Here is a 12,250-nt window from a genome sequence, read left to right as displayed (position 1 = left end):
ATGAATATTGACAATCGTCAGAGGATATTCGACAGTTCCGACGGTTTTTGATCGGGGAACTCACGATGGGCGCACTTCCTCTATTTGATGGATTTCTCAGGCTTCTGGCCGGACTCGCACTCGCCGCGCTGGCATTGGGGCTGGCCGGTTGCGATGAGAAGGTTACCCAGAAGTCCCACCCGTCGCGGCCGGTGCTGGTGGCGACGGTACATTACGAGCCGGAATCGCCGGCGCGCAGCTTTGTCGGCACGATCCGGCCGCGGGTCGAAACCGACATTGGCTTCCGGGTTCCAGGCAAGATCGCCAAACGCCTGGTCGAGGTCGGCCAGACCATCGAGATCGGCCAGCCGCTGGCGGAGCTCGACCAGGTCGATCTGAAGCTGCAGGCCGAGCAGGCGGAAGCCGAGTATCGCGCCGCCACCGGCGTGCTGGCCCAGGCGACCGCCGCCGAAACCCGTGCCAAGGAGCTGCGCGGCAAGGGCTGGTCGACCGAAGCGCAGATGGATCAGGCCCGCGCCGCCGCCGACGAGGCCCGCGCCCGCTTCAATCGCGCCGAGCGCTCGGTCGATCTGACCAGGAACAGCCTGTCCTACGCAACGCTGAACGCCGACACCCGCGGCGTCGTCACCGCGACGCTGGTCGACGCCGGTCAGGTGGTGGCCGCCGGCCAGCCGGCGATTCGCGTGGCGCGGTTCGCCGAAAAGGAAGCCGTGGTGGCGATCCCCGAAACCCTGGTCGGCCGCGCCAAGGATGGCAGCGCCAGCGTCTCGCTGTGGTCGGAGCCGGACAAGACCTACGCCGCCAAACTGCGCGAAATCGCGCCGATGGCGGACCCCGCGACCCGAACCTATTTGGCCAAATTCTCGCTGCCCGAGGCCGGCGAACGCGTTTCGCTCGGCATGACCGCGACGTTGACGCTCGCCGACCCGACGACGGAACGTGTCGCGCGGCTGCCGCTGTCGGCGCTGTTCAGCCAAGGCGCCGCGCCGTCGCTCTATGTCGTCGATGCGCAAGGCGAGGTTGCGCTGAAGTCGGTCGCGGTGAAGTCCTACGAGACCAATGACGTGGTGATTTCGGGCGGCGTCGAGGAAGGCGCCAAGGTTGTCGTGCTCGGCGTGCAGAAACTCGATCCGGCCGAGAAGGTCCGGGTCGTGTCGTCGCTTTCATTCTGATCGGGAGGCGACCGTGCGGCGGTTCAATCTTTCATCCTGGGCGGTCAGCCATCCCTCGCTGATCCTGTTCCTGATCGTGGCGCTGACCGTCGGCGGTATCATCTCCTATGAACGGCTGGGCCGCGCCGAGGATCCGTCCTTCACCATCAAGGTGGTGAACGTTTCGGCGATCTGGCCGGGCGCTACCGCTGCGGAAATGCAGGCCCAGGTCGCCGATCCGATCGAAAAGAAACTGCAGGAGTTGCCCTATTTCGAGAAGGTCCAGACCTATTCGAAGCCGTCCTTCACTGCGATGCAAGTGACCTTCAAGGACAATACCCCCGCCAAGGAGGTGCCGCAGCTGTTCTATCAACTGCGCAAGAAGCTCGATGACGTCAAAGGTCAACTGCCGTCCAACCTGATCGGACCAAGCGTCAACGACGAATATGGCGACGTCGATTCGATGCTCTACATGATGACCGGCGAAGGCGCCGACTATGCGCAGCTCAAGAAGATCGCCGAGGCGATGCGGCAGCACCTGTTGCGGGTGCCCGGGGTCACCAAGGTCAATCTCTACGGCATCCAGGACGAAAAGATCTACGTCGAGTTCTCCCATGCCAAGCTGGCGACACTGGGCGTTACGCCGCAGGTGCTGTTCGATTCGCTGGCCAAGCAGAACGCCATCACGCCCGCCGGAACCGTCGAAACCTCGGCGCAGCGGGTGCCGCTGCGCGTAACCGGCGCGCTCGACGGCGCCAAGACCGTCGCGGAAACCCCGGTGGAGAGCAACGGGCGGATCTTCCGGCTCGGCGACATCGCCACCGTCACGCGCGGCTTCGTTGATCCGTCGGACTATATGGTGCGGCAGAAGGGCAAGCCCGCGCTCGGCATCGGCGTGGTGACGGCGAAGGGTGCCAACATCCTCGAACTCGGCAAGGACGTGAAGAAAGCCACCGCCGAATTCATGGGTGAGGTGCCGCAGGGTATCAACATCGAGCAGGTCGCCGATCAGCCGGAGGTGGTGGACCGCGCCGTCGGCGAATTCTTGCGCTCCTTCGTCGAAGCGCTGACCATCGTGCTGTTCGTCAGTTTCCTGGCGCTGGGGTGGCGTACCGGAATCGTGGTGGCGTTGTCGGTGCCGCTGGTGCTGACCATCGTCTTCATCGTGATGAACGCGATGTCGCTGGACCTGCATCGGGTCACGCTCGGCGCGCTGATCATCGCGCTCGGGCTGCTGGTCGACGACGCCATCATTGCGGTCGAGATGATGGTGGTGAAGATGGAGCAGGGCTGGGATCGCGCCAAGGCGGCGTCGTTCGCGTGGGAATCCACCGCGTTTCCGATGCTGACCGGAACGCTGGTCACGGCCGCTGGATTTCTGCCGATCGGCTTTGCCAATTCCTCGGTCGGCGAATATGCCGGCGGCATCTTCTGGGTGGTGACGATCGCGCTGGTCGCCTCGTGGTTCGTCGCGGTGATTTTCACGCCTTACATCGGCGTCAAGTTGTTGCCGGATTTCTCGAAGCGCCCGCATCACGATCCGGACGCGGTGTACGAGACGCGATTCTACAAACTGTTCCGGCGCGTGGTGCAATGGTGCATAGAATGGCGCGGCACCGTGGTGCTGGCGACGATCGGCGCCTTCGTGCTGTCGATCGTGGGCTTCGGCTTCGTGCAGCAGCAGTTCTTCCCGACCTCCGAGCGGCCCGAACTGTTCCTGCAGCTACGCCTGCCTGAAGGCACCGCGTTCAACGTCACCATGGACACCGTTAAGCGGGCGGAACAGCTACTGAATGGCGACGACGATATCGCGACCTACACCGCCTATGTCGGCAAGGGCCCGCCGCGATTCTGGATGGGATTAAGCCCGGCGTTGCCGAATGAATCCTACGGCGAGATCGTGATCGTCACCAAGGACATCAAGGCGCGCGAACGGGTCAAGGCGCGGCTGGAGGCGGCTGCGGATTCCGGCCAGTTGCCGGAGGCGCGGGTGCGTGTCGATCAGTTCAACTTCGGTCCGCCGGTCGGATTTCCGGTGCAGTTCCGTGTGATCGGCCCGGACACCAGGAAGGTGCGCGAGATCGCCTACAAGGTTCGCGACGTGGTGCGGGGCAATCCCAAGGTGATCGATCCGCACCTCGACTGGAATGAGCAGACCCCATACTTGAAGCTCGCGGTCGATCAGGATCGGGCCCGCGCGCTCGGGCTGACCCCGCAAGACGTCTCGCAGGCACTGGCGATGCTGATTTCTGGCGCCAACGTCACCACAGTGCGCGACGGCGTCGAAAAGGTCGGCGTGGTGGCCCGCGCGGTGGCGTCGGAGCGGCTCGATCTCGGGCGTGTCAGCGATCTCACCGTGACCTCGCGCAACGGCGTCGCGGTGCCGCTGTCGCAGATCGCCAAGATCGAATACGCGCATGAGGAGCCGATCCTGTGGCGTCGCAATCGCGACATGGCGATCACGGTGCGCGGCGATGTCGTCGATGGCGCGCAGGCGCCCGATGTCACCAACGCGATCTGGCCGAAACTGCAGGGCATTCGCGACAGCCTGCAGCCGGCCTACCGGATTGAAATGGGCGGCGCGATCGAAGAATCCGCCAAAGGCAACTCTTCGATCTTCATCCTGTTTCCGCTGATGGTGATCGCGATGCTGGCGCTGCTGATGATCCAGCTGCAGGACTTCTCTCGTCTGGCGCTGGTGTTCCTCACCGCGCCGCTCGGCATCATCGGGGCATCGCTGGGGCTGAACCTGGCGAACCGGCCGTTCGGCTTCGTGGCGCTGCTCGGGCTGATCGCGCTCGCCGGCATGATCATGCGCAACGCAGTGATTCTGGTCGACCAGATCGAGGATGATGTCAAAAACGGCTTGACGCGGCGTGAGGCGATCGCAGAGGCCACGATCCGACGCGCCCGTCCGGTGGTGCTGACCGCGCTGGCGGCGATCCTGGCGATGATTCCGCTGTCGCGTTCGGCGTTCTGGGGCCCGATGGCGATCACCATCATGGGCGGATTGTTCGTCGCCACCTTCCTGACCCTGTTCTATCTGCCGGGTCTCTACGCGCTGTGGTTCCGCAACAGTCTCGACCAACGCGGCGACGGCGAACAGGTCAATCTTGCACCGCAATATCCGGGCGAGGCCCAGCTCGCATTTCCGCTTGCTGACGCCGCGGAATAATTGAACATTGGTTGTAGAATGACGCTGATCGCAGACAATATCGAAGCCGACATGCGCGACCGGATCCTGGTCGTGGCGGAGCGTCTATTCCGCGAAATCGGCTATCAGAAGACCACCGTCGCCGATATCGCCAAAGTGCTGCGGATGAGCCCGGCCAACGTCTATCGGTTCTTCGATTCGAAGAAGGCGATTCATCAAGGCGTGGCGCGCCATCTGATGGGCGGGGTGGAGGAGGCGGCGCAACGGATCGCGTCGGCGCGCGGGCCGGCGGCGCTGCGACTGCGCGAATTGCTGTCGACGATTCATCGCATGAACGCCGAGCGCTACGTCGGCGACGCCAAGCTGCACGAGATGGTCGCGATCGCGATGGAAGAAAGCTGGGATGTCTGCGAAGCCCACATGGAATATCTCGTCGGCACCATTGCCGCGGTGATTGCCGAGGGTGTGGCCAGCGGCGAGTTCGATGCCCCTGATGTGCCGCTTGCCGCGATGTGTACCTGCACCGCAATGGTGCACTATTTCCACCCGCAGATGATCGCGCAAGGCAACGATAAACCGGGGCCGACGCTCGACCAAATGATCGACTTCGTGCTCGCCGGCCTCGCTCCGCGCGGCCAAGCTGCGCCCCGCACCTGACCCAAGGATTCCCGCGTGACCGATTTGCACTCCTATGAGCCGGTGAACGGCCATGGCCTCAAGCACGATCCGTTTAACGCGATCGTCGGGCCGCGGCCGATCGGCTGGATCTCGTCGTGTGACGCCAACGGCAACGTCAATCTCGCGCCCTACAGCTTCTTCAATGCGTTGTGCTACAAGCCGCCGCTGATCGGGTTTGCCAGCACGTCATGGAAGGACACCGTCGGCAATGTCCAGGCCACCGGCGAGTTCGTCTGGAACCTGGTCACCATGGATCTCGCCCAGGCGATGAACAAGACCTCGGCGACCGTGACGCACGAGGTCGACGAGTTCACGATTTCCGGCCTGACCAAGTTGCCGAGCCAGTTGGTGAAGCCGCCGCGGGTTGCGGAAAGCCCGGTGACCTTCGAGTGCAAGCTGTCGCAGATCATCCAGTTGCAGGGCGCCGACGGCGCCAAGGCCGACGCCTGGTTCACTATCGGCGAGGTGGTCGCCGTCCATATCGACAAGCGGCTGATCAAGGACGGCGTGTACCAGACCGCGCAGGCGCATCCGATCCTGCGCGCCGGCCGCCGCGGCGACTATTTCGAGGTGCGTCCCGACGCCATGTTCGAAATGGAACGACCAGCCTGAGCCCGTGGCAACCGCGGCGCAGCGCCTTTGGGCAATTTCGAGGTTTTGATCGCGGCGCGGACGCCGGGCGCCGTCGGCCGCGTTGACCCGACCCGCGAACACCAGCACCATGGCGATCCCGTTCGTCGAGGTGTGATCGTGACCGCGTTGACCCACCGCCAGTCGGAAATCCTGAATATCGCCCGCGCGTTCGGCCGTGTGATGGTGGACGAACTCGCCAAGCGGTTCGAAGTCTCGGCACAGACCATCCGCAAGGATCTCAACGATCTGTGCGACCAGCGCTCGCTGACGCGGATTCATGGCGGCGCGATCATCGCCTCGGGGGTCGAGAATCTGGCCTATGAGGCGCGCCGCTTCGTCGCCGCCGACGAGAAGAAGGCGATCGGGATCGCCGCCGCGGCGCAGATCCCGAACGGCTGCTCGCTGTTCATCAATATCGGCACCACCACCGAGGAAGTCGCCAGCGCGCTGACCTCGCATGAGGATCTGCTGGTGATCACCAACAACCTCAACGTCGCGATGCTGCTGTACCGGCACCCGCGGATCGAGGTGATCGTCGCCGGCGGCACGGTGCGGCGCGCCGACGGCGCGGTGATCGGCTCGACCGCGATCAGTCTGATCGGCCAGTTCAAGGTCGATTACGCGATCATCGGCGCATCGGCGATCGACGAGGAGGGGGCATTGCTGGATTTTGACTACAGTGAAGTGCAGGCCGCGCAAGCCATCATCGCCAACGCTCGCAGCGTCATGCTGGTGGCGGATTCAACCAAACTGCGGCGCAGCGCCCCGGTTCGGATCGCCCATATCGGCCAGATCCAGACCTTCGTCACCGATGCCGAATTGCCGGCGGGCCTGCAGAGCATTTGCCATGCCCGCGGGATTCAGGTGATCGAGGCTTTGCCAAAGCCGGTCGCGGAACTCGATGAATCCGCCCCAGAATCGCTGCCCACGTCAGCGCTTCGCGTGCGATAGGCGACTTTCCGCTCTCTTCTGCATCTGGATCCCTTGCGCCCGATGCTGCTCCTTTAATCACTTGCTTTCGTTTTTGATTGTGGTTTATTCGAAATTGAAGAAAATATGATACAAGCGAAATATATTGCACCCGCGAAGGTGCGTGTCTCGTAAAAAAACACGACAGGGAGCGTCCGTGGCGCAGGTTTTCGACCTCGCGATCATCGGTGGCGGCATCAATGGCTGTGGCATCGCACGCGACGCGGTCGGCCGAGGCAATTCCGTATTACTGTGCGAGATGAACGATCTGGCCAGCGGCACCTCATCCTGGTCGACCAAGCTGATCCACGGCGGACTACGCTATCTGGAATATTTCGAGTTCCGGCTGGTTCGCGAAGCGCTGATCGAGCGCGAACGGCTGTGGCAGATTGCGCCGCACATCATCCGACCGCTGCGCTTCGTGCTGCCGCATCATGCCGGGCTGCGGCCGGCCTGGCGGCTGCGGCTCGGGCTGTTCCTCTACGACTATATCGGTGGACGCCGGCTGCTACCGCCGACCCGCTCGGTTGATCTGGCGCATGAGGACGTCGGCAAGCCGCTGATTCCCGGCCGCTTCAGGCGCGGCTTCGAATATTCCGATTGCTTCGTCGACGATGCGCGGCTGGTGGTGCTGACCGCGCGCGACGCCGCCGAGCGCGGCGCCGAAATCCGCACCCGGACTCGCGCCGCCGAGATCAAGCAGGCTGACGGGCTCTGGCACATCACCGTTGTGGATTCGGCAAGCGGGGCACGCCGCACGATCCAGGCGCGCGCGCTGGTCAATGCCGCCGGCCCCTGGGTCGAGAACGTGCTGTCGTCCGGCGCCGGCATCGACGCCAAGGCCAAGGTGCGGCTGGTGCAGGGCTCTCACATCGTCGTGCCGAAATTGTACGACCACGACCGCGCCTACATGTTCCAGAATGCCGACGGCCGCATCGTGTTCGTGATTCCATATCAGGACGACTTCACCCTGATCGGCACCACCGATCGCGACTACGAGGGCGATCCGTCCAAGGTGAAGGCGACGGCGGAGGAGATCAGCTACCTCTGCGAATCCGTGAGCGCCTATCTGGCGAAGCCGGTCAAACCCGCCGACGTGGTCTGGACCTTTTCAGGGGTACGCCCGCTCTACGATGACGGCGCCAGCGAAGCCAAAGCAGCCACACGCGAATATGTCTTCGAACTCGATACTCCGGGCGGAGCGCCGCTGTTGTCGATCTATGGCGGCAAGATCACCACCTATCGGCGGCTCGCCGAAGAGGCGCTGGAGAAGCTGTCACCCTATCTGCGCGGGACCAAGGCGCGCGAAGGCTGGACCGCGCAGGCGCCGCTGCCCGGCGGCGATATCGAGGTCACCGGCGTTCCGGCGCTGATCGCCGACCTGGTGCGCAGCTACCCGTTTCTGACTCCCGCGCATGCCAGCCGTCTCGCCCATGCTTATGGGACCCGGGCGAGGCAATTGCTCGGTACCGCGACCTCGATGGCGGACCTCGGCCGTGCTTTCGGTGCGACGTTGACGGAAAGCGAAGTCCGCTATCTGATGGCGAACGAATGGGCGTGCAGCGCGGAGGATATTGTCTGGCGCCGCTCCAAGCTCGGCTTGCTGCTGTCGCCGGACGAGGTCGCCGCGATCGACGACTGGATCGCCGCGCATCGCCTCCCGCCTGAACATTCCCTGCGGAAAGCGGGAGGCCGGGCATGACCATCACTCTCGACCGCGTCACCCGCTTGATCGATGGCGTTCCTGCGATCCGCGATGTGTCACTGTCGCTCGAGCGCGGCACGCTGAGCGTGCTGCTGGGGCCGACGCTGTCCGGCAAGACCTCTATCATGCGGTTGCTGGCCGGACTCGACAAGCCGAGCCACGGCCGCGTCGTCGTCGACGGGGAGGACGTCACCGGCTTCGACGTGCGCAAGCGCTCGGTGGCGATGGTGTATCAGCAATTCATCAACTACCCCTCGCTGACGGTCTATGAAAACATCGCCTCGCCACTGCGGGTGCAGCGCAAGCCGCGCGGAGAGATCGAAAAGCGGGTGCAGGAGGCGGCGAAGCTGTTGCGGCTGGAGCCCTATCTGCAGCGCACGCCGCTGCAGCTGTCCGGCGGCCAGCAGCAGCGCACCGCGATCGCGCGGGCGTTGGTGAAGGACGCCGATCTGGTGCTGCTCGACGAGCCGCTCGCCAATCTCGACTACAAGCTGCGCGAAGAACTGCGCACCGAATTGCCGCGGATCTTCGAGGCGTCCGGCGCGATCTTCGTCTATGCCACCACCGAGCCGTCGGAAGCGCTGCTGCTCGGCGGCCGCACCATCTGCATGTGGGAAGGCGAGGTGCTGCAAAGTGGCGTGACCGCTATGGTCTATCGCCGGCCGGATAATTTGCGCGTGGCGCAGGTGTTTTCCGATCCGCCGCTTAATCTGATCGGGGTCGAGAAGAAGAACGGCTCAGTGCAATATGCCGGCGGCATCCTGGCGCCAGCGACCGGGCTCTATGCCGGGCTTGCCGACGGCGCCTACCGGGTCGGCTTCCGCGCCCATCAGCTCGAAGTCGCGAACGGGATCGCCGATCGCCATGCCTTCCATGCGACGGTGGCGGTGACCGAAATCACCGGCTCGGAAAGCTTCGTACACCTCAAGCGCGACGAGTCGAACTGGGTCGCGGTGCTGCCGGGCGTGCATGAATTCGTGCCGGGGCAGATCCTCGACGCTGTGCTCGATCCCGCCAATTTGTTCGTGTTCGACGCGGCCGACCGTCTGGTCGCAGCCCCGAAGGCGATGTGAGGGAGATGCATCATGGCGCGCATTGACCTCGCCGACCTCGCTCACACCTACCTCGTCGGCGACAATCTGCCACCGGAGGCCTATGCGCTGAAGCCGGTGTCGATGACCTGGCGGCAGGGCGGCGCCTATGCGTTGCTCGGCCCGTCCGGCTGCGGCAAGACTACGCTGCTGAACCTGATCTCCGGCATCGTGACGCCGTCGCACGGAAAAATCCTGTTCGACGGCAAGGACATCACGCCGCTCTCGACCCGCGAGCGCAATATCGCGCAGGTGTTCCAGTTTCCGGTGATCTACGACACCATGACGGTCGGCCAGAACCTGGCGTTTCCGCTGAAGAATCGCGGCGTGCCGAAGGCCGAGATCGACGCCCGGGTCGCCGAGATCGCGCGGCTGCTCGATCTCACCCCGCATCTGAAGCGCAAGGCGACGCGGCTGACCGCCGACGCCAAGCAGAAGATCTCGCTCGGCCGCGGCCTGGTCCGCGCCGACGTCGCCGCGATCCTGTTCGACGAGCCGCTGACGGTGATCGACCCGCATCTGAAATGGGAGCTGCGCTCGAAGCTGAAGGCGCTGCATCGCGCGCTCGATCTGACGATGATCTACGTTACCCACGACCAGACCGAGGCGCTGACCTTCGCCGACACCGTGGTGGTGATGCATGACGGCCGCGTAGTGCAGAGCGGAACGCCCGAGGAATTGTTCGACAAGCCTGCCCACACCTTCGTCGGCTATTTCATCGGCTCGCCCGGCATGAACATCGTGCCGGCGCAGGTGAGCGGCCGCGAGGCGGTGATCGCCGGCCACACGATCGCGCTCGCCCGCGCCTATGACGACCTGCCGCGGGCCGCGAAGATCGAAATCGGTGTCCGTCCGGAGTTCGTGCATGTCGCGCCGATGGCGCCCGGGCTGCTGGCCGCCAATATCGAACGGATCGACGATCTCGGTCGCGTCCAATTCGCGCGGGTGCGGATCGGCGACGTGAAGTTTTCCGCCCGCGTGCCGGAGGGTTTCTCGATCCCGGGCTCGGAGGCCGGCCTCGTGTTCGAGCCGTCGCGGATCCATGTCTACGCCGACAGCCGGATCGTCGAAGGTCAATCGCTGGAGAAAGTCGCCTGATGGACAAGACCGTCAATCAGAAGGCCTGGTTCCTGGTGTTGCCGGTGTTCGCCATCGTGGCGTTCTCGGCGATCCTGCCGTTGATGACGGTGGTGAACTATTCGATGCAGGACACTTTCGGCAACAATCAGTTCTTCTGGAACGGGGTCGGTTGGTTCAAGGAGTTGCTCGATCCCTCGACCGATCTCGGCGAGCGGTTTTTCGCATCGTTGTGGCGCAATCTGGCATTCTCGGGGATCATTCTGGCGATCGAGGTCCCGCTCGGCATCGTGGTCGCGCTGGCGATGCCGCGGCATGGCTGGCAGGTCGCGGCCTGCCTCGTCACCATGGCGTTGCCGCTGTTGATCCCGTGGAACGTGGTCGGCACGATCTGGCAGATTTTCGGCCGGCCGGACATCGGCCTGATGGGCTACGCGCTGAACAGCATCGGCATCAATTACAACTACGTCTCCAACGAATTCGACGCCTGGGCCACCGTGATCGTGATGGACGTCTGGCACTGGACCAGCCTGGTGGCGCTGTTGTGTTATGCGGGCCTGAAATCGATTCCGGATGCCTATTACCAGGCGGCGCAGATCGACGGCGCCTCGCGCTGGGCAGTGTTCTCCGCCATTCAACTGCCGAAAATGCACCGCGTGCTGCTGATCGCGGTGCTGCTGCGGTTCATGGACAGTTTCATGATCTACACCGAACCCTTCGTAGTGACCGGCGGCGGCCCCGGCAATTCCACCACCTTCGTCTCGATCGAACTGGTCAAGATCGCGCTTGGGCAATTCGATCTCGGCAAGGCCGCCGCATTGTCGATCGTCTACAATTTGATCATCATCATCGTCTGCTGGGTGTTCTACACCGTGATGACCCATGCCGGCGCCGACCGCGAAAACAACCCGGGGAGCGCGTGATGCATTCGATTCCCGGCCGCCGCCTCATCCTCTCGCTGTTCCTGCTGTTCCTGATGCTCCCGATCTACTGGCTGGTCAATATGAGCTTCAAGACCAACAGCGAAATCGTCTCCACCATGACGCTGTGGCCGCACGCCCCTACGCTGGCCAATTACACCCGGATCTTCACCGACGAGAGCTGGTATTCCGGCTACATCAATTCGCTGAAATACGTCGTCATCAACACCGTGATCTCGATCTCGTTCGCGCTGCCAGCGGCCTATGCGTTCTCGCGCTACCGCTTCCTCGGCGACAAGCATCTGTTCTTCTGGCTGCTGTCGAACCGGATGGCGCCCGCCGCGGTCTATGCGCTGCCGTTCTTTAACCTGTATTCGGCGATCAATCTGTTCGATACGCCGTGGGCGGTGGCGCTGGCGCATTGCCTGTTCAACGTGCCGCTGGCGGTGTGGATCCTGGAAGGCTTCGTCTCCGGCGTGCCGAAGGAGATCGACGAAACCGCGTTTCTCGACGGCTATTCGTTCCCGCGCTTCTTCATCAAGATCCTGGTGCCGCTGATCGCCAGCGGCATCGGCGTCGCGGCGTTCTTCTGCTTCATGTTCTCGTGGGTCGAACTGCTGCTGGCGCGCACCCTGACCTCGGTGAACGCAAAACCGATTTCGGCGGTGATGACCCGCACGGTTTCGGCGGCCGGGATGGATTGGGGCCTGCTCGCCGCCGCCGGCGTGCTCACCATCATTCCCGGCGCGCTGGTGATCTGGTTCGTCCGCAACTACATCGCGCGCGGCTTCGCGCTCGGTCGGGTTTGAGGAGGCCGCATGGAAAACATCGCATGGATGGCCTGGACGCTGCCGACGGCGATCTTCTTTGGC

10 protein-coding genes are annotated in these 12,250 nt (G+C 63.7%); all 10 read left to right on the top strand.

Going from position 1 to position 12,250, the window contains the following annotated elements:
• The first annotated feature begins 65 nt into the window (after positions 1 to 65).
• Complete coding sequence (locus HXX15_RS22725) at positions 66 to 1,172, top strand: efflux RND transporter periplasmic adaptor subunit (RefSeq protein ID WP_296519186.1); 1,107 nt, start codon at positions 66 to 68, stop codon at positions 1,170 to 1,172.
• 13 nt (positions 1,173 to 1,185) lie between these two features.
• Complete coding sequence (locus tag HXX15_RS22720) at positions 1,186 to 4,326, top strand: efflux RND transporter permease subunit (RefSeq protein ID WP_296519185.1); 3,141 nt, start codon at positions 1,186 to 1,188, stop codon at positions 4,324 to 4,326.
• An 18-nt stretch (positions 4,327 to 4,344) separates the two neighbouring features.
• On the top strand, positions 4,345 to 4,962 hold the full coding sequence (locus HXX15_RS22715; protein ID WP_296519184.1) for a TetR family transcriptional regulator: 618 nt from the start codon (positions 4,345 to 4,347) through the stop codon (positions 4,960 to 4,962).
• 15 nt (positions 4,963 to 4,977) lie between these two features.
• Complete coding sequence (locus HXX15_RS22710) at positions 4,978 to 5,595, top strand: flavin reductase family protein (RefSeq protein WP_296519183.1); 618 nt, start codon at positions 4,978 to 4,980, stop codon at positions 5,593 to 5,595.
• A gap of 138 nt (positions 5,596 to 5,733) precedes the next feature.
• Positions 5,734 to 6,567, top strand: coding sequence for a DeoR/GlpR family DNA-binding transcription regulator (locus HXX15_RS22705; RefSeq protein ID WP_296519182.1), 834 nt, complete (start codon positions 5,734 to 5,736; stop codon positions 6,565 to 6,567).
• A gap of 175 nt (positions 6,568 to 6,742) precedes the next feature.
• Positions 6,743 to 8,287, top strand: coding sequence for a glycerol-3-phosphate dehydrogenase (gene glpD / locus HXX15_RS22700; RefSeq protein WP_296519181.1), 1,545 nt, complete (start codon positions 6,743 to 6,745; stop codon positions 8,285 to 8,287).
• Positions 8,284 to 9,363, top strand: coding sequence for an ABC transporter ATP-binding protein (locus HXX15_RS22695; protein WP_296519180.1), 1,080 nt, complete (start codon positions 8,284 to 8,286; stop codon positions 9,361 to 9,363). Before glpD ends, HXX15_RS22695 begins: the two co-directional genes overlap by 4 nt.
• A gap of 12 nt (positions 9,364 to 9,375) precedes the next feature.
• Positions 9,376 to 10,479 (top strand): ABC transporter ATP-binding protein, encoded by a 1,104-nt coding sequence (locus tag HXX15_RS22690; protein ID WP_296519179.1) that lies wholly within the window; start codon positions 9,376 to 9,378, stop codon positions 10,477 to 10,479.
• Positions 10,479 to 11,381 carry a sugar ABC transporter permease gene (locus tag HXX15_RS22685; protein ID WP_296519178.1) on the top strand — a complete coding sequence of 301 codons (903 nt, stop codon included), beginning with the start codon at positions 10,479 to 10,481 and terminating at the stop codon, positions 11,379 to 11,381. Before HXX15_RS22690 ends, HXX15_RS22685 begins: the two co-directional genes overlap by 1 nt.
• Positions 11,381 to 12,187, top strand: a complete 807-nt coding sequence (locus HXX15_RS22680) for a carbohydrate ABC transporter permease (protein ID WP_296519177.1) — start codon at positions 11,381 to 11,383, stop codon at positions 12,185 to 12,187. The genes HXX15_RS22685 and HXX15_RS22680 overlap by 1 nt, the downstream gene beginning before the upstream one ends.
• Positions 12,188 to 12,250 lie beyond the last annotated feature (63 nt).

This window comes from Rhodopseudomonas sp. (assembly GCF_013377015.1).
GTDB lineage: Bacteria > Pseudomonadota > Alphaproteobacteria > Rhizobiales > Xanthobacteraceae > JARJEH01.
The sequence above is the reverse complement of the archived record's forward strand: the minus strand, read 5'-3'. Positions and strand labels throughout refer to the sequence as shown.